Source organism: Acinetobacter sp. AR2-3 (assembly GCF_001878775.1).
GTDB classification, from domain to species: Bacteria; Pseudomonadota; Gammaproteobacteria; order Pseudomonadales; family Moraxellaceae; genus Acinetobacter; species Acinetobacter lwoffii_D.
Genome location: NZ_MJIQ01000057.1, coordinates 1 through 26,744 on the forward strand (window position 1 = coordinate 1; position 26,744 = coordinate 26,744).

The 26,744-nt window shown below is 41.7% G+C and carries 22 protein-coding genes and 2 rRNA genes; 11 read left to right on the forward strand and 13 right to left on the reverse strand.

Translation table 11 applies throughout. The features are described from left to right. Nucleotides 1-155 (forward strand): 23S ribosomal RNA (locus BFN00_RS10725); the annotation flags it as partial. Nucleotides 156-361: 206 nt separating this feature from the next. After that, nucleotides 362-476: ribosomal RNA gene (rrf, locus tag BFN00_RS10730) — 5S ribosomal RNA — on the forward strand. 156 nt (nt 477-632) lie between these two features. Here the strand turns inward: rrf and BFN00_RS10735 are convergent. Further along, nucleotides 633-2,015 (reverse strand): dihydrolipoyl dehydrogenase, encoded by a 1,383-nt coding sequence (locus BFN00_RS10735; protein ID WP_071851603.1) that lies wholly within the window; start codon nt 2,013-2,015, stop codon nt 633-635. 172 nt (nt 2,016-2,187) lie between these two features. Between BFN00_RS10735 and BFN00_RS10740 the strand changes: the two genes are divergently transcribed. After that, the gene (locus tag BFN00_RS10740) at nt 2,188-10,314 is read left to right on the forward strand and encodes an alpha-2-macroglobulin family protein (protein ID WP_071851604.1); all 8,127 of its coding nucleotides are present in this window, start codon (nt 2,188-2,190) and stop codon (nt 10,312-10,314) included. A 162-nt stretch (nt 10,315-10,476) separates the two neighbouring features. On the opposite strand, the gene BFN00_RS10745 is transcribed toward BFN00_RS10740, so the two are convergent. Then, entirely contained in the window at nt 10,477-10,899 is a 423-nt protein-coding gene (locus BFN00_RS10745) for a protein tyrosine phosphatase family protein (protein WP_005098134.1), read from the reverse strand. Further along, the gene (locus BFN00_RS10750; protein ID WP_004281596.1) at nt 10,892-11,227 is read right to left on the reverse strand and encodes a protein tyrosine phosphatase family protein; all 336 of its coding nucleotides are present in this window, start codon (nt 11,225-11,227) and stop codon (nt 10,892-10,894) included. Before BFN00_RS10750 ends, BFN00_RS10745 begins: the two co-directional genes overlap by 8 nt. Nucleotides 11,228-11,352: 125 nt before the next feature. Between BFN00_RS10750 and BFN00_RS10755 the strand changes: the two genes are divergently transcribed. From BFN00_RS10755 to BFN00_RS10765, 3 genes are read left to right on the forward strand one after another with little or no spacing between them, the layout of a single operon-like run. Next, nucleotides 11,353-12,249: an alpha/beta hydrolase gene (locus BFN00_RS10755; RefSeq protein WP_004645122.1), complete on the forward strand. Its 897-nt coding sequence runs from the start codon at nt 11,353-11,355 to the stop codon at nt 12,247-12,249. Continuing rightward, nucleotides 12,250-12,681 (forward strand): thioredoxin TrxC, encoded by a 432-nt coding sequence (trxC, locus tag BFN00_RS10760; RefSeq protein ID WP_005101783.1) that lies wholly within the window; start codon nt 12,250-12,252, stop codon nt 12,679-12,681. It abuts the gene before it with no gap. 5 nt (nt 12,682-12,686) lie between these two features. Then, nucleotides 12,687-13,127, forward strand: coding sequence for an acyl-CoA thioesterase (locus BFN00_RS10765; RefSeq protein ID WP_153566559.1), 441 nt, complete (start codon nt 12,687-12,689; stop codon nt 13,125-13,127). Between the two features lie 60 nt (nt 13,128-13,187). On the opposite strand, the gene BFN00_RS10770 is transcribed toward BFN00_RS10765, so the two are convergent. Both BFN00_RS10770 and BFN00_RS10775 read right to left on the reverse strand, forming a co-directional pair. Next, complete coding sequence (locus tag BFN00_RS10770; protein WP_004645125.1) at nt 13,188-13,691, reverse strand: DUF4442 domain-containing protein; 504 nt, start codon at nt 13,689-13,691, stop codon at nt 13,188-13,190. A gap of 25 nt (nt 13,692-13,716) precedes the next feature. Next, the gene (locus BFN00_RS10775) at nt 13,717-14,205 is read right to left on the reverse strand and encodes a YajQ family cyclic di-GMP-binding protein (RefSeq protein ID WP_004281601.1); all 489 of its coding nucleotides are present in this window, start codon (nt 14,203-14,205) and stop codon (nt 13,717-13,719) included. Between the two features lie 91 nt (nt 14,206-14,296). Here BFN00_RS10775 and BFN00_RS10780 point away from each other — a divergent pair, with 91 nt between their 5' ends. Further along, entirely contained in the window at nt 14,297-14,611 is a 315-nt protein-coding gene (locus tag BFN00_RS10780) for a rhodanese-like domain-containing protein (RefSeq protein ID WP_005101788.1), read from the forward strand. A 173-nt stretch (nt 14,612-14,784) separates the two neighbouring features. Here BFN00_RS10780 and mnmC read toward each other — a convergent pair whose 3' ends face one another. Genes mnmC through BFN00_RS10800 form a run of 4 tightly spaced genes read right to left on the reverse strand, consistent with a single transcriptional unit; the run spans nt 14,785 to nt 18,180 of the window. Then, complete coding sequence (gene mnmC, locus BFN00_RS10785; protein ID WP_071851606.1) at nt 14,785-16,683, reverse strand: bifunctional tRNA (5-methylaminomethyl-2-thiouridine)(34)-methyltransferase MnmC2/FAD-dependent 5-carboxymethylaminomethyl-2-thiouridine(34) oxidoreductase MnmC1; 1,899 nt, start codon at nt 16,681-16,683, stop codon at nt 14,785-14,787. Nucleotides 16,684-16,722: 39 nt separating this feature from the next. Beyond that, nucleotides 16,723-17,232, reverse strand: coding sequence for an SH3 domain-containing protein (locus tag BFN00_RS10790; RefSeq protein ID WP_005101791.1), 510 nt, complete (start codon nt 17,230-17,232; stop codon nt 16,723-16,725). A gap of 5 nt (nt 17,233-17,237) precedes the next feature. Further along, nucleotides 17,238-17,540 (reverse strand): YciI family protein, encoded by a 303-nt coding sequence (locus tag BFN00_RS10795; RefSeq protein ID WP_004281605.1) that lies wholly within the window; start codon nt 17,538-17,540, stop codon nt 17,238-17,240. 28 nt (nt 17,541-17,568) lie between these two features. Further along, entirely contained in the window at nt 17,569-18,180 is a 612-nt protein-coding gene (locus BFN00_RS10800) for a septation protein IspZ (RefSeq protein WP_004281606.1), read from the reverse strand. A 44-nt stretch (nt 18,181-18,224) separates the two neighbouring features. Between BFN00_RS10800 and BFN00_RS10805 the strand changes: the two genes are divergently transcribed. Continuing rightward, nucleotides 18,225-19,076 carry a PHP domain-containing protein gene (locus BFN00_RS10805; protein WP_071851608.1) on the forward strand — a complete coding sequence of 284 codons (852 nt, stop codon included), beginning with the start codon at nt 18,225-18,227 and terminating at the stop codon, nt 19,074-19,076. 84 nt (nt 19,077-19,160) lie between these two features. Here the strand turns inward: BFN00_RS10805 and BFN00_RS10810 are convergent, their stop codons facing one another. Further along, complete coding sequence (locus BFN00_RS10810) at nt 19,161-20,072, reverse strand: bestrophin family protein (RefSeq protein ID WP_004281608.1); 912 nt, start codon at nt 20,070-20,072, stop codon at nt 19,161-19,163. 65 nt (nt 20,073-20,137) lie between these two features. Next, nucleotides 20,138-20,839 carry a RadC family protein gene (radC, locus tag BFN00_RS10815; protein ID WP_071851610.1) on the reverse strand — a complete coding sequence of 234 codons (702 nt, stop codon included), beginning with the start codon at nt 20,837-20,839 and terminating at the stop codon, nt 20,138-20,140. A 113-nt stretch (nt 20,840-20,952) separates the two neighbouring features. Between radC and coaBC the strand changes: the two genes are divergently transcribed. Next, complete coding sequence (gene coaBC, locus BFN00_RS10820) at nt 20,953-22,227, forward strand: bifunctional phosphopantothenoylcysteine decarboxylase/phosphopantothenate--cysteine ligase CoaBC (protein ID WP_004281610.1); 1,275 nt, start codon at nt 20,953-20,955, stop codon at nt 22,225-22,227. A 230-nt stretch (nt 22,228-22,457) separates the two neighbouring features. Beyond that, complete coding sequence (locus tag BFN00_RS10825; protein ID WP_071851612.1) at nt 22,458-22,970, forward strand: hypothetical protein; 513 nt, start codon at nt 22,458-22,460, stop codon at nt 22,968-22,970. A 50-nt stretch (nt 22,971-23,020) separates the two neighbouring features. Here the strand turns inward: BFN00_RS10825 and dusA are convergent, their stop codons facing one another. Next, a complete protein-coding gene (gene dusA / locus BFN00_RS10830) occupies nt 23,021-24,046 on the reverse strand; it encodes a tRNA dihydrouridine(20/20a) synthase DusA (protein ID WP_071851614.1) in 1,026 nt (341 codons plus the stop codon). 274 nt (nt 24,047-24,320) lie between these two features. Between dusA and BFN00_RS10835 the strand changes: the two genes are divergently transcribed. Continuing rightward, a complete protein-coding gene (locus BFN00_RS10835; RefSeq protein ID WP_071851616.1) occupies nt 24,321-24,965 on the forward strand; it encodes a hypothetical protein in 645 nt (214 codons plus the stop codon). A gap of 15 nt (nt 24,966-24,980) precedes the next feature. On the opposite strand, the gene BFN00_RS10840 is transcribed toward BFN00_RS10835, so the two are convergent. Continuing rightward, entirely contained in the window at nt 24,981-26,168 is a 1,188-nt protein-coding gene (locus tag BFN00_RS10840) for an MFS transporter (protein ID WP_071851618.1), read from the reverse strand. Nucleotides 26,169-26,744 lie beyond the last annotated feature (576 nt).

A 26,744-nucleotide genomic window follows, 5' to 3' on the forward strand; every position in this document is an offset into this window, starting at 1 on the left:
AGCATCTAAGCGGGAAGCCTACCTCAAGATAAGATTTCCCCGAGACTTTATGTCTCCTAAAGAGCCGTTGAAGACTACGACGTTGATAGGTTGGATGTGGAAGCATAGTGATATGTGAAGCTGACCAATACTAATTGCTCGTGAGGCTTGACTATACAACACCCAAACAGTTGTTGTACGAACTTCGAAAGAAGTGAGGATCGATTGATTCGATATTAAGCAAAACAGCTTGATTCATAAGCTCGTTAGTATGACAATATTCAACTCAAATAAAACCTGTTAATGAATTCTATTTGGTACGAAGTAAGGCATACGAAATAAACAGCGTAAATAAGACCCGAACAAGTCCATAAACAGTTGTGCTGGCGACCATAGCAAGAGTGAACCACCTGATCCCTTCCCGAACTCAGAAGTGAAACCTCTTAGCGCTGATGGTAGTGTGGGGTTACCCATGTGAGAGTAAGTCATCGCCAGCTCATTATTCGAAATCCCCCTCCGCCAAGGCAGAGGGGGATTTTTTTATGCGCGGAATAATTGTCTTATATATGTCATATATAAATTTAACATCAACATTGCTCAATATTAGACTAGAGCAAGAACCAATTTTAAAGCGTAATAGGTTTATAGTTCCTTTATAGCAATGCATCCAATTGACGTCGAGCATGTTTAAATGCAGTTCTGAGTCCTTCTTCCAAAGTTGGATGATAAAAAGGTTTCTTTAAGATCTGATAAATATCCTGGTCAGCATCAATCATCCAGGCCAGTAAATGGGCCAGATGTTCTGCTTGGGAGCAAAAGAGTTCTGCACCAAGTAATTTACCTGATTTTTTAGCAATATAAACTTCTATTCCACCTGAGTTTTCTGCCAGAACCAGTGCACGTCCTTGATTTTCATAAGAGACGAATCCCCGAATAAATTCGATGTGTTGATCTTCCAGCTGTTTAAAACTTTTTCCGACAATCGCCATTTCAGGATGACAAAATACAATCGCCAATGGGATTAAGGCAGGAATAGGCTTTACATCCGGATAATTTAAACAGTTATAAACTGCCTGTTTACCCGCATGCGCGGCTTCATGTTGAATCGGCGCATCAGGTGCGGCATCACCGACTATAAATATAGGTAGGTTTGCAAGTTGTTTGGTTTCTTTATCGATAGGAAGGTTTTTGATGTCCTTGAATATTGAATTGAGTTGATCTAGACCTAAACGATCTATATTGCTTTGCCGACCTGTAGCACCTAAGACATATTCAACTTCAATACTCTTAGTCTGATCATTTTCTGTAAAGTTAATCTTTATTTTATCAGCTTGGATCTCAATCTCATCTGGTAAGGTTTTAAATTTGATATTGAGCTCTTTGCTGAATTGCTCTTGCGCCAGTTTTTGTAAGATTGGGCTAGTTAAAGCACCTACTTTTTGACTACGCGCAAACATTGTGGTTTGTACACCCAGGCGTTGCATGGCTTGAGCTAATTCAATTGCAATGATGCCACTCCCGATCACTGCTAAAGACTTAGGTAATTGGGAAAATTCAAATATTTCATTGGAAGTGATGAATTTGTCTTTTAATTTTTGCTTTAGAGTTTCATCAATATTGGGGCGTGAGCCTACAGCAACAATAAAGCTTTTGGCCTGATAAGATTGTCCATTGACTTCAACTGTATGCGCATCAATAAACTTTGCATGCCCAGAAACTTTATGTGAAGTTTCCCATTGATCTACGCCTTTTAAGGTTGCGCGAATGAAACGTTCTCTAAGGATATGCACACGTTGCATGACACCAGAAGTATCTACTACAGCATCATATTGTAAAGCGAGGTTGTTTGCGGATTGAATGTCATGCATACGATTTGCAGATGAGATCAGCAGTTTACTTGGCATACAGCCCACACGTGCACAGGTGGTATCCCATGGGCCATCATTAATAATTAAAATATTCTGGGTGTGTTTAATGGCTTTATTATAAGCACTGATTCCTGCAGTGCCTGCGCCAATGATGATGAGGTCGTGCATAAACTGCCTCCCAAGTCTCAAAAACTAAATATTTATATGTAAGATTTACAATGTTTCTGATGTAAATTATGTAACTAGATTGCTTATTTTTGCTAATTTGAGTAAATTTTGTTTAAAAGCCAAAAGCTATTTTTTTATGGCTGCTTAACTATTATATCTAGCGGGAATAATCATGAGTTTGTTTATAAATTTAAAAAAACTAGGGGTAAATACAACAGTTTTAGCAACGTCAATTTCTTTGGTTGCTTGTGGGGGGGGCGGTAGTGATGGATATTATGATCAGGGAAATAACAATCAGTCAGGTTCAGGCGGATCTAGTGAAACAGGAAATGAATCCACAAATAATACAGCGCAAATTCCTGAAAGTTTAAATATTGCTTTACAAGATCAAAATGGCCAAAGTACCGTCCAAGTTGTAGATAATTCTACAATCCAAATTGCAGTTCAAGTATTAAATGCGGATAAAGGTGGAATTTCTAGCAAAAATGTACGATTAGCGATTAATGATTCAGATAAGTTAGGCGTAACAAGCAAAAGTTCCTTAGTTGCTACAGCTGAAGATGGCATCGCTATTTTTGAGCTTAAAATTCCTTCGATTAATATTGAATCAGGTAAGGTGCAATTAACTGCAACTGTAGATGGCACACAAGTTAAACAGGTATATACCCTTAATATTAAAAAATCTAGTGTAATTGTTAGTGATTATACTCTAGATGTGCCACAAGGCCTTACGATTGACTTACCAAATGGGGCAGCTGAATTTTTTGTCCAAGTGACTGATCCAAAAGGTGGTTCTAAGCCAGGACAAACCGTTGAATTGTCTTTACCTGCTGAGTTACAAGGGTTGCTTGTAATTAGCAACGGATCATCTGTACAGACAGATAGTGAAGGTAAAGCAAATTTTAAACTTGTAGCAAATAAAAATTTAACTGCGGCACAAATTCAACAGCTTGTAGATACCTCTAAAACACTAAACTTTAAACTCATTGATGAGCATCGTGCAGAAAAGCAAGCAACTACGTCTCTAACATTTAAAGATATTGCAACAATTGTCGATAAACTTGAAATTATTAAGCCTGATGCACCGATTGCTGCAAAAAATGGCGAAGCACGTATTCGTGTATATGCCAAAAATTCCAATAAACAAGATTTAGCAGGTAAAAAAGTTCGCCTGGAGACCAATCAATCAGGTCGTGGTGTGACCTTGGATAAAACTGAAGCCATTACAAATGCACAAGGTTATGCGGAATTTATCCTAAAAAGTAATTCTGATACACCACTTGCTTTGAAAGATGAAGGAATTGAACTTAAAGCAACTTTCTTAGAGAACCCTGAGAAATTCGCGACCATTACTGTTGATGTTATTACTGCAGATGATAGTGCAACCGATCAAGAAGCTATTCAACGTTTAGAAATCGCTTCATCTTATAAAATCAATGCAATGTCTGATAGTGTTGAAATTAAGGTAAAAGCGATTGCGAACAATGGTCATGCTGCGAAAAAAGGTAAAATCAAACTTACCTTGAATAGCGAAGCTGTAGCGAATGCTGTTAAGTTAGAAGGCAGTAGTGATGGTGTTAACTTTGATTTAAATGAAAGTCAGTCTGTCGGCGCAGAGGGTTATGTCACTTTCAGAATTAAAACACCAGCATCGCAAACAGCAGCAGCTGTAGAAGCATTAAAGGCTTCAGGGATCACAGCGACGTTTACAACAGATAACGGTATTAGCAATAATATTAAAATTGTTGTTGAAGATAAGGCTGTTGCAACTGAAGCAGTTAAGTATCTCTTAATTGACCCAATCAATGAAAACTTTGATCCTACTAAGAATCAAGACATTACGATTAAAGTAAAAGCAATTGGTGAAAAAGGTGGCCCTCTTAAAAATGAAAAAGTATCAATTAAATCTTTACTTTCAGATGATCAGCTGAATAAGTTGAGTCTAAGTTTAAGTACAGCTGCTGAAGTTTTAACAGATGTAGATGGTTATGCAACGTTTGTTTATAAGTATCAATATAATAAATCTGCAGAACAGCAAGCGTTGGCTAAGCAAGGGATTACTTTTACATCCACGGCATTATCTAATCAAAAGACTCAAACAATTAAAGTTAACTTCAATACAAAGAGTGTCAGTGACAAAGTCAGCCTTGATTACTTTACTTTAGATACTGATGGTTTAGCTCAAATTGCACTTAATCAACAAACTGAAATTGTAGTGCGTACGCAAGCCTTTGGTGTTGATGGTGCAGTTCTTGCAAATCAAGAATTAGCTATTGGTATTGATGAAACTGCGATTTCAAATGGTGTTTCATATGCCACAGCAACTAAGCTTGTATCAGATGCACAAGGTAAAGTTGAATTTAAATTAAAAGTTGCAGCACGTAATTTAACTGAATTAAATACCTTAATTGAAAAAGGCCTAACTGTTGCAGTAGTGTCTTATCGTAATGATGGTTCTAAGCATTCAGTTACTCGTAAAATTGATTTAGTTTCAAACTCGATTATTGACACTGGAACGAGTCAAGTGGATTACCTTATGGTAGATCCAATCTTAACCCGTTTTGACTATACGCAAAATCAAGAAATTACCGTTCGTGTAAAAGCATTAGATGTCAATGGAAGCCCATTAGCAAAAGAAAAAATTCAATTAAAATCTGCCCTAACTAATCAGCAGATGCAGCAGTTAGGCTTAAGTTTTACGACCCAAGCAGAACAAATCACTGATGCATTAGGTTATGCAACGTTTAAACTTAGTTACCAGTATAACGAAACGCCTAAACAAGAAGAGCTGGCGAAAAAAGGTCTTAATTTCAATGCTTTGTCGAATGGTAAGGTCAGCAATATTCGCCTTAACTTTAAGGCTCCGAGCGATAGTATTGACTTAAGTTTCTTTACTGTTGATACAGATGGACAAGCCTTAATTTCGACCACTACAGATACACCGATCAAGATCCGTGTCAAGGCAATGGGTACAGATGGTAAGGTTTTAGCTAACCAACGTATTAGTATTGGTATTGATAATACTGCAGTTTCAAATGGCGTAACGTATGCAACCTCTAACAACCTAGTTACAGATGCATTAGGTAATGCTGAGTTCGTTTTAAATGCGAAACCAAAAAATAAAGATGAACTGAATGCATTGCTTGCGAGTGGTGTAACAGTCGCTGTTAAAGCAACTGCAAAAGATGGTTCTGAATATACAACGCTAAGAACAATTAAGCTTATTGAGCAAGAGCAAGCTTCACAAGTCTCTTCACTATTAATTGATCCGTTGCAAGCTGCATATGACTATACGCAAGATCAAACAATTCAAGTGCGAGTCAAGGCGATTGGTCAAGCAGGTCAATCTTTGCGTAATGAAAAAGTCAGCTTAACAACGGTCTTTAGTGCGCAAGAATTAGCGGACTTAAATATAAGTCTAGTCGGTGATGCGACGAAACTGACTGATGATTATGGTTACGTGACATTCACATTTGACTATAAATACAATGCACAGTCTCCTGCACAAAAGAAACTGCTAAATGGTTTTGAAATTACAGCAACTGCCAATGGAAAGACGAATAATACGATTATTAACTTTAAAGCACCTGCAAATGAACAAGAAATCAATCTTGATTATTTAGTGGTATCTACAGGTGGGCGTGCAGTTATCTCAACCGATCAACCAACAGAAGTGATGATTACAGCAACTGCATTGGCAACAAATGGTCAGACATTAAAAGACCAGACTGTGAAAATTGAATTGAATGAAACAGAAACCAATAGTGGTATTTCATTTAATTCTGCGACAGAAGTTGTGACCAATGCACAAGGACAAGCCACATTTAAAGTCAACATTGCACCAGAAAATGCATCTGAATTAGATGCATTGCTTGCATCTGGTTTGAATGTTCGTTTATCTGCACAGCGTGTAGATGGTTCTGCATACAAAGTATCAAGAAAAGTTGAACTTTATAAGTCAGAAGCAGAAGCACCAAGTGAAGTCGATTATCTGATCATTGATCCAATTAGTGTTTATGATTACAGTAAAAATCACACCATTGCGGTACGAGTGAAGGCGATTGGTGAAGATGGTAGCGCATTACGTAATGAAAAAATTACATTGCGTCCTGAAAACATCTCAAGTACAGAATTAGCGAAACTTAATTTGAGTTTAAATGGTGCTGCTGAGCAATATACCGATGATCAAGGCTATGCTGTCTTCGAATTTAGCTATAACTACGATGCACAATCTACAGAGCAAAAAAACCTTGCATTGAAAGGTGTAGCGTTATTGGCGACTGCAAATGGTAAAGAGCAACGCACGGTTATTAACTTTGCGGAAACTCAAACTAATACGCTTGATTTTCTTGTCATTGATATGATTGGTAAAGCTGTCATTGATACGGATGTAGAAACTAAAGTTGCGTTGTCTGTGCTTGCAAAAAGTACTGATGGTTCAGTTTTGGCGAATCAAAATGTTCAGATTGAATTAACCAATGAAAATGGTATTAATCTTCTTACAGCTTCGTCAGTAGCAACTGATGCAGAAGGTTATGCAAAATTTGAATTCAGTGTGCACCCAAAGAACCAACAGGAATTAGAAGCATTATTGGCAAATGGCGTAACAGTGAAAGCCTTATCTGCAGTTGCTGATGGATCTGTTCGTCAAGCTCAACGTAAAGTTGAATTAGTACAAGCTGAAGAGCAAGTTGAATCTAAAGTTGAGACTTTAGTCATTGATCCAGTATTAAACTCATTTGACTATACTCAAAGTCATAAGATTCAAGTACGCGTAAAAGCATTAGATGTCGATGGTGGTACGCTTAAAAATGAAAAAGTTGCGATCACCACGGATGTTCAAAATAAGTTAGCACAGTTGAACTTTAGCTTAAATGGTGCCGCTGAACAGTTTACAGGTGATGATGGTTATGCAACGTTTGTATTTGAATATCAATATGCAAATACCACAGTACAGCGTGATATCTTAAATGGTGTGACTGTAACAGCAACTGCAAACGGAAAAACGCAGACAGCAAAATTGAACTTTAGAGAGTCTTTGACTTCAGAAGCTTTAGATTATATCTCTATTGATACAGATGGTTATGCTGCGATCGAAGAAAACGTACAAACTGATATTACAGTTAAGGTACGTGCAATAAATGTGGGTGGTACAGCACTTGCTAATCAAGATGTAACGATCAGCTATAATGAACAAGCGCATAAGAATGGTATTTATTTACTTGATCCAACAGGTGCGAACATTGGTGCGCAAACCTTTGCACAAAAAACTGATGCTGATGGTTATGTGACCTTCACCTTTAAGGCATTGCCACGTAATAAGGGCGAAGTTCAAAACTTGATTAGCGACCTTGAGTCAGGTGATTTACAGGTTACATTAACAGCTAAACGTGCTGATGGTTCGAATTATGAAGCTTCTCGCCGTATTGATTTAAGAGCTCCTGATGTTGAATCTACACCTGCAGAGGTTTTAATTGATCCAATTCTGCAAGCATTTGATTATTCAAAAGATCAAAAAATTATTGTACCAGTAAAAGCGTTATCTGCTGATAAGGGTGCTTTACAGGGTGCAAAAGTTACGATTAATACACCGGATTTAACCCTAGAGCAGTTAAAAACAGCACAATTCACTTTAACAGGTGAAGCAACTAAGCTTACTGATGCCAATGGTTACGCTTATTTTGAGTTTGAATATAAAGTTGCAGGTACTCAAGAGCAGATTAAGTTGGTAAGTCCAGGTGTTCGTATCACGGCGACAACCAGCAATGGTAAAGCTGCTGTTCAAACCTTGAACTTTAAATCACCAAATGCCGGGCAGATTCTAGATTACTTTACCTTAGATGCATCTGATTATGTTGTTACATTGGGTGTGAATACACCTAAGACGATTCAGGTGACAATTAATGCGAAAGATACACAAGGTAAGGCTTTTGCAAACCAAGTCGTTTCACTTGGGTTAAATGAAGCTGCTTTAAGAAGTGGTGTAAGTTTTGCTTCACCATCTCAAGTCATGACAGACAGTAATGGTCTTGCAATATTTGAAGTAACGATTAATCCTCAAAATCAAGCTGAAATTGAGAATCTAGCTGCAAATGATTTGGAATTTACTGCGACTGCACGACGTGCTGATGGTTCTGCATACACGTTAGTTCGTAAAGTTGAATTAGAGAAAGCCACTGTGGTTTTACCAGACTTAGCAGATCTTGTCTTTACGACAGTTGATGGTGACCCATTAGATACAATTTCTGTTCTCGGTGGTGAGACTCGCGTCAAAATTACAGCAGTTGATGAAAAGGGTAATCCTATTCCAAATACACCAATTGCAATTGCTTTATCTAGTCTCACTTCTAGTCGTGTGTCATTAAGCAATATACCAACTCAAACGAATAGTGATGGTGAAGCTGAATTTACCGTGACCGTAGCCGAGGGCGTTTATGATGCTAGTTTGATCAAAAATGGTATTGTCTTTGCCGTAGTTGGTACGAACTTAAATAATGGCGATCGTTTACAGCAAACAAGTGTAATTAGTATCACCGCTCCAGCAAATGCTTTAAATCCGCGTTTAACATCAGATGTAAAAACAGTGACAGCTGGGCAAACAGTTAAAGTGTATGCAGCTGTTAAAGATGAAATGGGGATTAATACTGCAGCTGGTACACCAATGCGATTGACTCTGAATCCAGAAGCGATAGCTGCAGGTATTAAGCTGAGTGCTGACGGAGTGGTAATACAAGGAAATGGTTCAGTGCCAATTGACTTAATTATTCCACAAGGTATTACATCTGCTGCTTTAGAATCTATTGTAGTAACAGGAACTATCCGTGATCCACGCGGTAATGAAATTCAGACGAAGCTAAATTTTGCTGTTCAAGATATTAGTAATCCTTATCACTTAACTATTGATAGTAGTCGTGTGTCATTAAGTTCAGCAGGTGATAGTGCATTTGTGACGGTTAAACTTCTTGATAAGAATCAAGGCGGTGTTGCGAATGAAAAAGTTAGCTTAGCTATTGCTGATCCGCGAAATGCGACTAGTATTAAAGGGGCTTCACAGCTCATTACTAATCAATTTGGTGAAGCTGTATTTGAAGTATCGATGAAATCACTACAAGGTACATTAGTATTACCAGTTCTACCAATCGAATTAACGGCAACCCATACCACTGCAACAGGTGCTTCAGTAAGTCTACCTGGCAGTATTCAAGTGCACTCACCAACAGTTTTAGCGCCAGAATTGGACTTAAAAATTAAAGTATCTAAAGATAAGTTAAATGTCCGTGGTGATTCTTTCGAAGTATCAGTATTGGTAGTAGACTTAGATGGTTCAAGTCAAGCTGGTAAAGCAGTTACATTAACAATTCCTCAATATAATCAAAATGGTGCATATATTCATGGCGCATCTACTATTGAAAGTGATGAGAATGGTTGGGCAAAATTTTCAATTGTAATTGATGAAAGTTTACGTAATCCAACCTATGACTTCGTTGCTGCTGATTTACGTGTAGAAGCTGTAGTTAAAGATACGCAGAATACAGAGCGACGTGTACCGCATGTGATTGATGTGGTAAATTCCGAAGTGCCAGTAACGATTGGTTCTATTGCGGTTAATTTTAATCCAACAGAGCTTACATCAACAGGTAACGGTATTTATTATCAAAAAGAAGGTTCTGTTCAGCTGGTTGATGTTGATGGGAAGCCAGTGGCAAATCAGGATGTGGTTTTAGATATTCGTCCAACTTCTTATGTTTTAGGTGAATGGAAATATGAAATTCAGAAAGATGCATGGAAAATAGTTGAGCAACCTGGTGTCGATGTGGATGGCAATCCTATTACCTTAAAAGTTAAAGAACTAGATGCGGTTTATCCATTTACGAATCTAAAAGGTTGGATTAAACCAGGTGATTATTATTATCCATTAGTAGGTACAATACCTGCACAAGTTCAAGATACAAACTCAGCAACGACATGTACGGTGGATCCAACAACAACAACTTGGATGGCTAATGGTCAGGCATTACGTGTGGTTCGTTTCTTAGGTGGTACAGCAAATAATAGTACGACTCACCCATATACCACGACCTATCGTACAGATAGTACTGGTCGGTTTGACTTCATCATTGAATATCCAAAAGCAAATGCTCATTGGATCGCAGTAGAAGTAGGAGCGAAAACTACACTTGCACAAACACCAACTAGAGGCTATACAACATTAACATTGCCAAGTTTAAGTAGTGATTATGCTGCTGATGGAAGTTATGCACCTAACCGCGTAAGTCCATATACAACATGTGTCAACTAATAATCTTATCTGACGAAAAAACAGCGCTTCGGCGCTGTTTTTTATGGGGGTTGAAATTTAAAAACTTAAATCGACGTCCCTACACTCACACCCACAGTCGGCTTCAAATTCATTGAACTACAACCGAAAAAGTTCAAGCTCAGACATAACACGACCAAAATTTTATTCATGAATCAATCCTTGAGATTTCGCCTGATTGAACAAAGCGGCTGAACGAGTGCCACTACGGCAGACCATCAAAATCGGCTTTGGCAACTCATTATAATATCGAGCAAACTCTTCAATATTGGCTTGAGAAATTTGGCCACTCACTACAGGTTGATAAATCACACTCACTTGAGATTTTTCCGCAATAGAGCGTAATTGACTCACCGTGACATTATTGCCAGTTTCCTGATCCGGCCGATTGACAATCACAGATTTGAAACCTTGCTGAATCAATTGCTGAAACTTGCTTGGTGTCATTTGACCCGTGACACTCACCATAGAGGTCAGCGCACGGCTAAGATCATTTGCAGCAAAAACAGGTGTAATACAGCTAAAACAGGTTACCAGTACCACACCTTTCCAAAACGACTTAGTCATCCAGCAGGTCCATCTGTTTTGCCAGCTGATATAAATTATTCGAGCGGTTTCCAGTACGACAGAACATCAAGATCGGTTTTGGTAACTCATTATAATGATTGGCAAAAGTGCGTACATCAAGCTCCGTAATCTGACCGGCTACTACTGGTTGGAATACATAATCCAGACCGGCATTGCGTGCAGCTTCCTCGATTTGTGCACTGGTTGGCTGCTCGGAACCACCTTCCATGTCCGGACGGTTGTTGATAATCGATTTAAAACCTTTCTCAACCACTTGAGTTACGTGTTCTGGACCAATTTGACCAGCAAAACCTACATTTTCGCTCATGACGCCACTCCATCATTTCATTTATATCGATATGCTTTATGATAGCATTAAGCTGAAAACATGCTGAACCTGTTCTGAAATTTTTATAAATGATGATAACCATAAGATAACGCAATGGAGCGCGTATGCAGGCTTATACAGTTGAACCACTGTATGTCAAAAGCGGTCAGGAAGTGATTGCTGCAGATTTTTATCGGCCTAAAAATATAGAAAAACCGGCCGTAATCCTGATGGCTCATGGTCTGGCTGCCTTACGTCAATTTAAACTGGTGCAATATGCCCAGCGTTTTGCCAGTGCCGGCTATGCGGTGGTTTTATTTGACTATCGCTATTGGGGCGGCAGCACTGGGCGTCCACGTGAACTGGTGTCGATCAATGCCCAGCTCGATGACTGGCGAACCATGATCAGACATATTCAGGAACGCAAATCGATTGACAGTAAACGGATCGTGCTCTGGGGTACGGCCTTAAGTGGTGGGCATGTATTGACACTTGCAGCAGAGCTGAAAAATATTCAGGCGGCGATGGTACAGGTGCCTTTTGTCGATGGGGCTGAAAGTGCCCAACTATATCCTTTACAGCAACTCCCCAAGGCGCTTAAAGTTTCCAGTCAGGATTATATGGGGGCCAAGGTTGGTATGGCACCAAAAACCTTACCTGTAGTTGATCCGCATGAGCTATGTTTTATGCCGACACAGGACAGTTATGAAGGTTATCTGTCGATTGTCAATCCGGATTATTACTGGAGTGGTCATATTCCTGCACGGGCATTCTTTAAACTGATGCGCTATCGACCGATTCAGGAAGTCAGAAAGATTAACATTCCAGTCCTGTTTATTGCGGCAAAACTGGATAGTCTGATTCCCATTGAATCCAGTCGTGAAGCTGCGACCAATATTGCACCATTTGTGCAATATCATGAGTGGAATATCCGGCATTTTGATATTTATCATGGGGAATGGTTTGAAAAAGCAGTTTCGACCCAATTAGAATTCTTACATCAACATATTGGAGTGCGCTAGATGATTATTGTATGTCCGGAATGTCTGGCCAAAAACCGTGTCCCTGAAGATAAACTCACTGCCAACCCTGCTTGTGGTCAATGTCATCAAGCCCTGATTCCACTGGTACCAATTGAGCTGAATGAGCAGAATTTCAGCCAGTTTGTCACGCATAGTGACTTGCCAATCCTGATTGATCTCTGGGCAGAATGGTGTGGTCCCTGTAAAATGATGGCACCGCATTTTGCGACTGTCGCCCAGCAATATCCAAATGTGGTTTTTGCAAAAATTGATACAGAAGCGAATCCTCGCTTAAGTTCGGCATTTAATGTTCGCAGTATTCCGACGCTGGTGTTGATGAATAAAAGCAACGAAATTGCTAGAATAAGCGGTGCATTACGGTCAAGCGAGCTGCAAAAATGGCTTGATCAGCAGTTAAATACCCAACCCTAATTCAAATGCCTGGAGTGAAAGTGTCAGATTCTCAAGTAAGACCAGAGGGGATTCTTTCCCTACAGACGATCGCAATGCCTGCAGATACCAACTGGAGTGGTGATGTCTTTGGTGGCTGGATCGTTTCACAAATGGACTTGGCAGGCGCGATTCACGCAGAACGATTTTCAAAGGGACGTTGTGCCACGATTTCGATTAACCAGATGACTTTTCTGGTACCGGTAAAAGTCGGAGACGTGATTAGTTGTTATACCAAAATTCTCAAAGTTGGCAAGACATCTATCCAGATGGAAATCGAGGTTTGGGATAGCCATGATGATTCACGCCCCCCAATTCGGGTAACTGAAGGTGTGTTTACCTTTGTTGCTGTAGATGTCAAAGGCAACAAACGTCTGATTCCAGAAGAAGCGAAACAGAAGCTTTTAGAATCGCAAACAGCACAATGATGACTTGAAATAAAAAATCCCAGATTTAATGTCTGGGATTTTTTTGTCTAAAAGAAGAAATTATGATTTCTTGAGCTGGCTCTTGGCAATCCAAGCCCAGAGCATTTCACATTGAATGGGGGCTTCACCTGATTCATCCGTAACGGTGACCTGAACCAGGGTTTCACCTTTATCCGAGTTTTGCATCAGGGCTTGCTGCTCCGACGTGAGCGTAGCAACAGCAGTCATGGCACCGCGTGTCGGGCGCTTAAAATCAACCTTTAAGCTTTTGATCAGTACAATTGCTGTATCCGGAACATTCATTGCCGTCACAAAGCCGGTCGCTGTTTCTGCCAGCAGGGCCATTGCACATGCATGGATTTGTCCGATATGGTTCTGCATGGCTTTATGATTGGCCATACTTACTACCACTTTGGACGCACTCATTTCCTCATAACGAATCTTGGCAGAGCCGACCATCGGGACCACCCGGCCAAAAGTTTTACTTAACAAAGCAGTACGAATGCCTTGCGGTAATCGTGCAGTGGCTTTGACTAATCTGGCTAATCGGTTGTTCTTTGCCATAATTCCTTCTACAGACGTTGCTGTCTTAATCTTTAAAGTTATTGAACTGTAAAGGCAAACCAAATTGCTGTTCTTTCAAGAATGCCATTACTTGCTGCAATGTATCGCGTTTTTTATCAGTCACACGAATCTTGTCGCCCTGAATAGAAGATTGCGCCTTAATCCCACTTTCTTTAATGGCTTTATTAATTTTTTTTGCGGTATCTGAGTCAAGACCATCTTTAAGCTTGATCACCTGAATCACATTTTTGCCAGAAGCTGTCATTTTTTGTGGGTCAAGCGCCTGAATATCGACTTTGCGTTTAAAGAAATGACTTTCCAGCATGCTATAGACTTGTTCACACTGGAAATCACTTTCAGTCGAGATTTTGATTTCCTTGTTTTTTTCATTCAGTTCAATAGAAACGTCCTGACCACGGAAATCAAAGCGGGTCGCGATTTCTTTTTGGGTGTTTTGAACTGCATGATTTACTTCAAAAATTTCTAATTCAGAAACAATATCGAAAGAAGGCATAGTTTAGACCTTTACAAAGGGAAAGAATATCTGAGATGCTAGGGATGTTTTCTTCATTTGCCAAGTGTTGTTTACATCAAAGGAGTGCGCAATGATCCGTAAACAAGAAATTACAACATTTGAGTTCCCAGAAAATGCAATTATCTGGGATGTACGCGATTCAAGTGCTTTTGCTGAAGCACACGTGAAAGGGGCGGTGAATCAGCCCATTAACGATCTTTCAGCAGAAAGCCTAACTCAGGTGTCAGCGGATCAACCCATTTACATCTTGTGTGGTGGGGGCAGTAAAGCTCCACGTGCTGCGGAAAAACTAGAGGGTTTTGACAGCTCACGTGAATATGTCATTCTGATGGGTGGTACTCGTGCTGCCCGTGATGCAGGCTTACCGCTTGAACAGGGTGTATAAGCATTCTGTCAAAAAAAGCGCCGCAAGGCGCTTTTTTAATGGGTGAGATTTAATGCCTCCCAACCTCCCTTTTCTAAAGGGAGGAGCTACATCTATTCTATTTATTCATAAAAGTAGAGAAAAGTCCCCCCTTTTTTAAAGGGGGATTTAGGGGGATTCATTCAAAATAGTAATTAAATTTGTAGTTTAAAATACGGTTTCTTCATTTTCACTTTCTTTTGAAAACGAGTCACACTGAGTTTTTTTACTAAACTGGATGGCACCGGACAGGCTTCACCGAGAATCTGGGCTGCCAGAATTTCACTGCAGAGCGGCGCAAACAGAAAGCCTTTAGAACCGAGACCGGCAAAGCTGTAAATTTCCTCATCCGCTTTCATTTTACCGAGCAAAGGGAAATAATCCTGACTTTGCGCGCGTACCGATGCACGGCCTTGCCAGGTATCGGTAGAAGCTAATGACTGTGCATATTCTGGGAATACACTGTGGATCAATTCGTAGTTGTGTACATGGTCTTCTGCTAACACTTCGATATCATCTCGACCTGGATAGAAAGAAGCGCCCAAGATCAGATGTTCAGCATCCAGTTGCATACAATAACCGCCGTAACTATAGGCAATATTTTGACTTAAAGGCTGGGCTTGATTATTCATCCAGCTGACCTGTCCGCGAATCGGTTTCAGAGCTGGATAATCTGCAAAGAATTGTGCTGTTTCTCGCGCAGTACAGACAATGACATGATCAAATTCACCTAGATCCTGTTCATCTGAAAATAGCTGAGGTTTTGTAGCCGCTTCAATATGGCTAATTTTGGCCTGTTTATATCGGATATTTACATTCTGTAGAATTTCATCACGCAATTGATGAGGAGAAACCGCGCCAGCTTCTAGTAATTTTAAACTTGGAAATGCAGTTTGAAGCTCTTGCGACTCTGTATCTTGTACAGCAAGAATTTCTTCAGGATATTCATCTGCCAATCCTAAAAGCTGTTCAGGATTTTTTAAGGCAAGCTGATTGACCTGAATCGGGCGGAAAGCTTTAAATTTTTGGTAATGATTTAAGGCATGTTGCCAGGCCAATGTCATCAGATGTTCAGCACTTTGCTCAACCGGACAGAGTTTGGGATTGAGCAAAGCCAGTGGATTGCCAGAACCTCCTGAGAGTGGCGCTGACTGGTCGTAAATCGTGACTTGATGACCACGTTGAGCGAATGCCCAGGCTGTACTTAAACCGGCGATTCCAGCGCCAATCACAGCGATTTGGCTAGGTCTGATATTGGTCTCTGTATCTCGCTCAGTTTTTTTTTGAGTGATTTCTTGTATTAATGAACTTTCAGTCTCTTCAGCCGGATTCCAGATCGCTTTCAGCATTTCACGCTTATGCTTAAAACCACGTGGACGGGAAATTGAAATCCCATGATTTTTTAAGCCACGTTTTAAAACGCCAGCAACACTGAAAGAGGCGAAAGTTGTCCCAATCTCGGATAAACGTACAATATTATTTAAAACATTTTCTTCCCACATGTCCGGATTGCAGGAAGGCGCAAAACCATCCAGAAACCAAGCGTTCACCGGCGCAGTTTTTTCAATCACCGGGAAAACATCATGTGCATCACCCAGCCATAGATCCAGACTGAATCGTTCTTTAGGAAAACTGAGACGATGACAGCCGGCAATTGGCATCGGATATTGAGAGATGAGTTGATCAGCTAAAGGCTTGAGTTCTGGCCAGGCATTTAAGGCCCGAATCAGATCAACTTTGGAAAGAGGAAATTTTTCAACTGAAATCGCATGCAGATGACTGTGATTATCCGGACGCACCTGTTGCCAGAGCTGCCACAGCGCCAGAATATTTAAACCAGTACCAAAACCCGTTTCACCGACACAGAAATATTCAAAAGGTTTTAAATCTGCCAGACGCGTCGTGAGATCATTGCCATTTAAAAAGACATGCCGGGTTTCCAGCAAGCCATTGTCTTTGGAAAAATACACATCACCAAATTGCTTGGACACAGGCACATCAATGCCATCCACCAATTGCCAATCCAGATCGGCAGTTTGAATTGCGTGCGACAAAACGGGTACAACCTTAAAGATATCGGGAAGGGCTATAGCTTACCATTGACGACGACGTTTGGTATAAACATAGCTCGCAATTAGGAAGCCGAGCAATACACCGACAGCCAATGTTGCTGCACCGTAGAGGAACATCTGCGCACTGCGTTCACTTTGCAGCACCTGTACCTGAACGCCCAGGTTGTCATTCTTGAGCTGCAATTCCTGATTTTGCGATAGTGCTTCCAGATTGGCTTTTTCCAGTTGCTGCAAACGGGTGGCCTGATCTTTGACCAAGGCTTTGACCTTGGCCTCTTGCTGGGCTTTCAGCTTGGCGATTTCTTCTGCAGTTAAAGGTTTATTCTCGGCAGGTGGCACTGGCTGGGCAGAAGTCGCTACGGCAGGAATAATGGCAGGTTTCGGCGTAGACTGGGTTTGGGCAGTCGCCGCTGTCCCTTGAGGTTGTGCTGTCTGATTTTCCTGAATCACAGGAGCAGGCGCAACTTCGACTGCCCATACTGGAGAAATCATAAAACATAGGCCAATGATACTGGCAGTAACAACACGCATGAACCTTATCCTTGAGGGAATGCTTTATTGAATGGTTTGACATCGATGTGTTCGTACACACCTTCTTTTAAGAAAGGTTCATCCTGTAGCCATGTGTCCAGCGCTTCACGACTGTCAAAATCGACAATAATGGTACTGCCATAAAAACCGGCCTGTGGATTGGCCGGATCTTTAGGCATGGCACCTGCAACAATCAGGCGGCCTTCAGCATTTAACTGTTCCAGACGTGCAAGATGTTGTGGACGAATCGCGAGGCGTTTTTCAACTGTACCTTCCCGATCGGTACAGCTAACGACGAATAATGGCATGATGACTCTCAATCGTTTGTAGTTGGACTTATTCAGCGGTCTTAAAGTATTTGCGCAATACAATAAACTGAATAATGATAAAGGAAAACATCACGATCATGTCACCGAATGCGGTAAATTCGCCCCAATATTTTCCATCCATCCACAAATAGGCGAAAAAGGTATGCAGAAATGACATCAGTACGAACATGGCAACCCAAGCATAGTTCAGCTTGAACCAGCCTTTTTCACTTAGATTGAATACTGGACCAAATAACCGCTGGATCAGAGGCTTTTTATCCTTGCTAAACCAAGGGGACAGGAAGAATACACCTGCAAAGACCAGATTCAATAACACGGCTTTCAGACGAATATAGAAATCATCGCTGAGGATCAGAGTGATGCCACCAAAAATTACCGTCATAAACAAGACAATCCATTGCTGCTTGTCCAGACGGAATTTTTGTATGACAAATAACGCACCATAGACGACCAACATGGAAATAATCAGACCTGTGGTTGCAACAAGAATATTATTATTGTCGACACCCCCCGCAGAACCGATCAATTGCAGCAATTGATGGTCAGTGTCTTTTGGATCTACAGTTTTATATAAATAAAAGAAAATAATGAGTGGCACAAAGTCTAAAAGTGCTTTCATGTTAGAGTATCTAAATCTGATCAAATAAATGTCATAGTATAGAGATGCACGGCGTAGATTTACATACACATAGTAATATTTCTGATGGAACTTTCAGTCCTCAGCAATTGGTCGAAGCGGCTGTGGAAAAACTCGTCCATACTTTGGCCCTGACGGATCATGACACCATGGACGGTTTGGCATTGGCTGAGGAAGCCGCTAAAAATCATGAGATTAAGATCATTTCCGGGGTGGAAATATCCAGCCAGTGGTCACGTCCTGCCACCAAAAAAAACTATGGCGTGCACATCGTTGCCCTAAATATGCAAAATCCTGAGCCTTTACAAAAAGCCCTCAATCAGCAAAAGAAAATCCGGGCTGAACGCTCTAAACAGATTTGTGATCTGCTGCTTCCTTTAATTGGTGAGGATATTTATGCTGATGTACTGGCCAAAGTCGACAATATCCCTGATCGGGTGACACGGACGCATATTGCCAAAACGCTGGTAGAAAAGGGGATTGTGACCCGCCCGCAACAGGCTTTTGATAAATACATTAAGGAAGGCAAGAAAGCCTATGTCAAATTTGATGGCTTGAGTCTTGAAGACACGATTCAGGTGATTCATGAAAGTGGCGGCTTCGCCGTGCTGGCACATCCGACCAAATATGATTTATCTGCGACCAATATCCGCTACCTGATCGAGATTTTTGCCAAGTTTGGTGGAGATGCGGTGGAACTACCACCGACGATTGAGCCGGCATCAACCCGGCAGATGGTCGATCGGATGATTGCGGAACATGATCTGAAAGTTTCGATTGGCAGTGATTTTCATGGCGATCATATGCCCTGGATTAAACTGGGTAATGTCCCGAGTCTTAAATTGGGGCAGGTCGGGATTTGGGAGAGTTTTGTTTAGTCATTCCTTTACCTCGATTTTTTTCATTTGAGAGAGGATTTTCCCTTCGCTACTAATAGTAAAGGGCGAAGAGAGAATTATAAATTATAGCAAATTATGATCTTTGGCCTGAATCGGCGGTGGCGTCGGTTTGCCCAATGTTCCTAACAGTTCAATTTCAATCGTACGTACCATCGAGTCTAGTGGCAAGTCATTACTCTGGGTACCGAAAGGTTCCTCAATTTCTGAGCTTAGTGCATCCAGTCCCAAAAAGGTATAGGCCAAAATTCCAACCAGCAAAGGCGTAAACAGACCAAGCGTTGAACCCAGACTGAAAGGCAAAATAAAACAGAAAAAATAGACGGTACGGTTGAGCAGAACCGAATAGGCAAAAGGCAAAGGCGTTGTCGCAATCCGGTCACAACCGGTCTGGACAATACTTAGTTCTGCTACATGATTATTCATCTGCATATAGATGATGTCGGAGATTTCACCTTCTTTGAGCGCCTGCATCAGCTCCCATTGAATCAGGCTTAAGGTATATTGCGGCGCATTAGCCTGCTGATAAAGCTGGGTCACAGCCTGCTGGCTCATACCACTGGTTTCAACCAGTTCAGTTGGATTGGCTGTCTGGTGGCGTAAACGATCGCGGAGTACATTGGCAAAGACAATCACGTGCTGAATCACACGTTCACGGCGACCTTGAGACAGCATCCTGCAATCACGGTCAAAATGACGTGAATTGGCAATCAAAATACCCCAAAGTTTGCGCGCTTCCCACCAGCGGTCATAACAGGCTGAGTTCTTAAATCCGAGAAAGATCGACAGCACCACTCCAATCAGGGTAAAGCCGACCAGAGGTAATTCTGGAAAATGAAAATAACCAATATGTGACAAGCCACCAATGATGGCTGACATCAGCATCACCACGCCTAAAGGTGGCAAAACTTTAGGTAAAATCGTCCCCCGCCAGGAAAACAGCAGTTTAAAAACAGTCGGCTGGTCACGTACGATCATTTATTGGAATCATCACAATTTTTTTCATGATCTTGTGGAGTTGTGCCTGCTTTGTCAAGTGCTATTCAATACTGCATTTCCGGTTTGATGAGTTGCTGCTCAGCAAAGGAAAAACTACCCTCTAAAGCAATGATGCAATGGTCAATTAAATGGATATCTACCAGTTGGCAAGCCTGTTGAATCTGGCGGGTCAACACCAGGTCAGCCTTGGAGGGAGAGGGCCGACCCAGCGGATGATTATGTGCAATGACAATTGAGGTCGCCTGCTGGCTAATGGCATAACGCAGCAATTGATTAATAGAAATATCACATGCATTCACTGAGCCATAAAACAGTTTTTTAAAGGCAATTTTTCTTAAACTGGCATCTAGACACAGCACGGCAAACACTTCCTGAGTTTCACCGAGCAGCTCAAAACGTAAGTAATCTCTCAGCCGTTTGGAATTGGTGAGTTCCAGCGCATCCTGTTTCAGGTGCTCGGCAATGTAACGCCGTCCGAGTTCCTTGACGGCCATCAGTTGGGTATATTTACTGATGCCCATACCATGAAACTGGCTGACTTCCTGTAAAGGTGCATCGAGCAACGCAGTCAAATGACCAAAATGCTGAATCAGCAACCGCGCCAGATCAACTGCCGAATGTTGCTGAGAACCGGAGCGCAGAAAGATGGCCAGTAGCTCGGCATCGGACAGACTTTCTGCGCCATATTGAATTAAGCGTTCTCGCGGCCGTTCTTGTTCTGGCCAGTTTTTAATAGAAAATTGCATAGTTATTAGACTTATTTATTATGAATTATCAGTTTTCCCGCAAGCCGATCTCTTGGGAATGCGATTATTTAATGCTATTGTGAGCCCCACTGCAACAGCAAGGTAATCTGTTCGTGAGCTTTGATCTAAGTGTAATTCCTCATAAAAATATCATTTTGGCCGTCACTGGCGGCATTGCTGCCTATAAAAGTGCAATTCTGGTCCGCCGTCTAAAAGATGCCGGATTTGATGTGCGGGTCGTGATGACTCACGGCGCACAGGCTTTTATTACACCTTTAACTTTTCAAGCCTTATCGGGCAATCCCGTACATACCGAATTGCTGGATACTGAAGCAGAAGCCGGCATGGGCCATATCGAGCTGGCACGTTGGGCAGATCTGTTATTGGTAGCACCGGCCAGTTGTGACACCCTGGCAAAGTTTGCCGCAGGTCTGGCCGATGATCTACTCAGCACTTTATATCTGGCGACGAAAGCACCCGTCTGGGTGGCGCCTGCCATGAACCAGCAAATGTGGGCAGCCAAAGCAACGCAGCGTAATCTTGCGACACTGATCGAAGATGGTGTGCATGTGATCATGCCGGATGCTGGTTCACAGGCTTGTGGTGATGTAGGTTTGGGCCGGATGCCTGAGCCGGAAGATTTAGCCCGACAGGTGACTGAATATTTTCATAAAGCTCAACGTGCGATTGCGGAAAAATTTGGCCTGCTTGCAGGTAAACAGGTCACGATTACTGCAGGTCCGACCCGCGAAGCGATTGATCCGGTGCGTTATATTTCCAATCATAGTACCGGAAAAATGGGCTTTGCACTGGCTGCAGCCTGTTATGCGGCCGGAGCCAATGTGACCCTGATTGCAGGGCCGGTCAGTCTGGACACCCCAAATGGCGTGAAACGTAAGAATGTTTCTTCTGCCGTGCAAATGCTGAATGAAAGCATGCAAATGCTGGAAAATGGGTGCGATATCTTTATTGCGACAGCTGCAGTAGCTGATTATCGTGTGGCAGAAGTGGCCGAGCATAAAATCAAGAAAGCCGGAGATGAACTGAATGTGGCGCTGGTGAAAAATCCGGATATTGTCGCCACTATAGCCCAACAGGAAAAACGGCCGTTTATGGTCGGTTTTGCTGCTGAAACCCGTAATATTGAAGAATATGCTGCCGGAAAGCTGGTCGCGAAAAAGCTGGATATGATTGCCTGCAATGATGTTTCACGTGCGGATATCGGATTTGCTTCGGATGAAAATGCCATGACAGTATTCTTTGCCGAGCATTATCAGCTGGATAAACGTGATCTGGAAAAAGCCTCCAAGCAGGAGATTGCCCAGCAATTGATCGAAGCTATTCATGATGCCTTACATCGTGATCCATCCAGTGATGATGATTTTTAAAACGATCTGTATCGAAAAAGCCCTGAATCCATCAGGGTTTTTTTATGGCTGATTTTTTATCATTAATTCAAAAAAAACTATAGAAACCATAAATATTTAGTCTTAATCGAAGCACTGACTGTTTATTGTTTTTGCAAAAAAGCATAAAATAGGTCACAGAATAAGCAAAGATAAAAATACTGCATATATCAGCTATAAGCAGGAAGTGGAAAGAAAAAAGAGGGGGCGCTATGAAAAAAATCATGATGTTATGGATGGTCGCCTGTCTGGCTGGATGCAGTTATTTTGTTTCAATGGATGAACTGGCCAGAAATATTCAAACGCAGATGCAACGTGAGTTTAATTCCAATCTAGATTATCAACACTATCGTTTTACCGTGAAAAAGGTCAAAATTGTCCAGCGTCAGGGGAATGAGTTTCAGGCCATTTCTTATCTGAATTATCAAGGTGAGGAATATCCCATTCATGTGAAAGTCTTTAAGGTGGATGGCGGGTATAGTTGGTCGATTGAAGATGATGCCTTTGCTTTTATTGATGAAATTGAAATTGAAAATTATCGTCAGCAACTGGATCGGGAATTACAGCAACTGGCCTCAGCCTTGGATGATCTGGAGCCTGTAGATGAACCAAACCAGACTATCTCCGGCTCTCTGATCACACCAGTGGCTGAACCCGCATTACAAGATGTTTCTTATCAGGAAGAGCCGATTCCGGTCGGCAATATCACGGCGTATACGCAATAACTCATGCGCAATCGCTATAAAAAAGCACCGATCATCGGTGCTTTTTGTATTTAAGATTCAACCTGTTGATGTTCGCGAACATAATCTTCGGTACGCTGCATGGCTTCCTGAATATTAAAGAGTGCAGTTTCTACATCTTTCAAGGTTTTGGCATTCCCACCGCTTAGCGCCTGACGCCATTTGCGTGCACCCGGCAAGTTCTGGAATAGTCCCAAAATATGACGGGTAATAATCGACAACGGTGCACCTTCTGCCATACGCTGGGCTATGTACGGCATCATTTTTTGCATAATCTCAAAACGGTCTGGTGCATCCAGATTCCATAACTGGCCCAGCTCAGCCAGTAAGTAAGGATTATGATAGGCTTCGCGGCCAATCATCACGCCATCCACATGTTTGAGATGTTCCAAGGTTTCAGCATAGGTTTTAATTCCGCCGTTGATCTCGATCAGCAGATCAGGGCGATCCTGTTTTAAACGGTAGACATCTTCATAACGTAGGGGTGGCACGTCGCGGTTTTCTTTAGGTGATAGGCCTTTTAACAAGGCAATCCGCGCATGCACGATAAAGTTATTGCAGCCGGTTTTGGCCACGGTATCGACAAAATGCATCATCTCTTCATAAGAGTGCATATCATCAATTCCGATCCGGTGTTTTACGGTCACTGGAATATCCACCGCATGACGCATTTCAGCAATACATTCTGCGACTAGATCAGGTTCCGCCATCAGACAGGCACCAATTTTATTATTCTGTACCCGGTCACTTGGGCAACCTACATTTAAATTGACTTCGTTATAGCCCCAGTCCTGCGCCATCTTGGTACAGATTGCCAGATCTTTTGGATTCGAGCCGCCGAGTTGCAGCACAATTGGCTGTTCTTCCGTATTAAAGTCCAAATGACGTTTGGCATCACCGTAAATGATCGCACCCGTGGTGACCATTTCGGTGTACATAATCACATTCGGGTTAAACAGACGTGCAAAGAAACGATAGTCTTTGGTGGTCCAATCCATCATCGGCGCAACACTGATTCGTGGTTGAAGTTTATTTTCAATGGTGGTCAGATCAGTCATTCAAAATCACGCCTTAACGAAATGGAAGAAAGAAGAAGCAATCCATGCAATCACTCAGCTATTGGTTTTTGGCTAAAACCGGATCGGCTGACGTCGCAAAAAGAGGGCGTAATACTAGCATAAAATCAGAAAAACCACTCGGCGAACTTAAGCTATCCCAGTAAATCCAAGGAATGAAACAAGAAATAAAATTGGAATTCCCAGTCAGGTTGGAATGGTATATTTTGATAGCAGAAAGATGAATATAAAAACGCTAGAAATAAGGAGAATAATCATGTTGTTATTGGAGGAGATTTATAAAAGCCATAAAGCACAAAATTCGGCACATTTTAATTTAAGAATTCATCGGGGCTTAGGCTGGTTTAAAAAATCGCTAGATCTGGATCAGGATCTGGATTTTAAGTTTATCAGCCTGTGGATCAGCTTTCAGGCGATTTATGCAGATGAGAGTGATCTAGTTCAAGATCAAAGCAAGCTGCAGCAGTTTCTGGAAACACTCTGCCAAAAGGATCTGGATCAGAAAATTAATCATATTCTTTGGGAAAAATACAGCCAGCCGATCTGCTCACTCTTGGCCAATCCCTATGTGGAACAAAGCTTTTGGGATTATCGTCATCAGAAAATTAGCCTGGAAAGCTGTCAGGTTGACTTGGAAACACAGAAACAGAATATACAGAATGCTTTAAAAGAACGAAATTCTGTTGAAATTTTAGCTGGAATATTTCAGCGTTTATCTACCTTGCACCATCAGATAATGCAGGGTGGCGCCACGTATCACAGCTCGCTGAATTATAAATCATTAGAGGAAAGCTGCCGGATTCTGGCAGCCTTATTGCCGGTTTTTATCTGTATTTTATTGGAAAATTCACAAACTCTTGATCTGAATAAGCCTTATTATCCGGCGGCGCAAGTCAGCTAAATAGAGGTAAAATACTTATGCGGTTGTCTTAGCCTGATGCCATTGATCCAGCAGGGCGAATAGGGTGGCACACAGAGCTAGCCCGAGTCCTGCCAGACAGGTCATGCTCCAGCCACCGTGATGCCAGGCATAAACCCCTAAGGCTGAACCACATGCACCACCAATAAAATACAAGGTCATATACAGTGAATTGACCCGTGATTTGGCATCCGGGCGCAGGCGGAAAATTACGTTCTGGTTACAGCTGTGCGTAATCGCGAGTCCAAGATTTATCAGCCCATAACCCAAAATATAACTCAGCAAAGACACTGCACCAAAATATAAAAACAGCCAGCTCCCCACCAGGATAGAACAGCCGATCCAGCTCAGTGTTTTGATATGGCCACGATCGGCCCATTTGCCAATGAACTGCGTGGAAAGTGCGCCAAATACACCGACCAGCGTGACCAGTCCGACCATGACATCAGAAAGCTGAAAAGGTTCCTGCGTTAGCAGTAGAGCGATGGTGGAGAACAACATACTCATGGCAGCAAAAGCACACGCACCTGTCAGTGAACGCAATACCAGACGTGGTTCCTGCTTGAGTAATATCCCCATAGATTTAAAAATCGCTGTATAGCTGATTCTCAGACGTGGCAGGCTCGGTAGTTTTCCTTTCAAATAAAAACTTAAAGCCAGCATACTTATGCCACTGACGATATAAATCATTTTCCAATGAAACAGGTCGGAAAGTAATCCGGCAATACTGGTCGAGAGCAGAATACCGACCAGCAAGCCACTCATCAGGAAGCCCACCACTTCTCCGGTTTTTTCCGGTTTGACCGCCATGGTGGCCAAGGGAATCAGAATCTGTGCAGCCACGGAAAACAGTCCGGCAATGATAGTGCCGACCCAGAGCATCGGCAGATTCACTGCACTGGCACAAATAAATAAACCTGCTGTCGCACCCAGCATGAGAAAGGGGATCAGTTTGGTTTTATTTAGCATGTCCCCTAAAGGCACAATAAACAGCAGGCCCAAGGCATAAGAGATTTGAGCAAAGGTGACGGTGAGCGCTACTTGTGATTCAGGCACCTGATAATACTGCTGAATCGATGAAATCAGCGGCTGGCAATAATAGTTAGCGCCGGCACATAAGCCGCATGCAATCGCCATCAGCCATAATAAGGGCTTATTTTGACTAATATCGAGGGGCGTGTGCATAGGGCTAACCTTGTATTCAGACCGGAAGAACTTAAATGAGGAATGAGAATAATGTTCAAATTGAGGGCACTATAGGCCAGAAGTTCTTGCTTTAAAAGTAGAGAAATATTGCCAGCATTGAAAATTGTTAGAACTCAGGCAGCTTAATGAAAGAAGTGCAATTTCAAATAGAAAGTATGAGTGAATATTTACAGAATTTTTTATATTTTAATGATGGGGTTGCTTCATTAAAGCGCAGCTTAAAGTAAAAACAATAAAAAAGAGCACTGAGGTCAAAAAAGTGGAATATTTACTCTATTTTATTGCGCAAATTTGGTGCGAAAATGAGATTTTCCATTTTGAATCAAGTTCAGTACATTAATATAATAAATAGTCATCCAGCTTTTTTTCTACCCTTTATCTGACTGTTTGAGACCTGAGTCTTATAAAATTTTAGCGATTACTTTTTGTCAGATCTATTAATTGTGTCTGATGAAGATCTGCTCAAAACAAATTCTATCATTTCATAAAATACGATTTTAACATCTAAAAACAGTGCTCTTGCTTAAGTGCTAAATCTGTCAAAAAAGTCAAAAC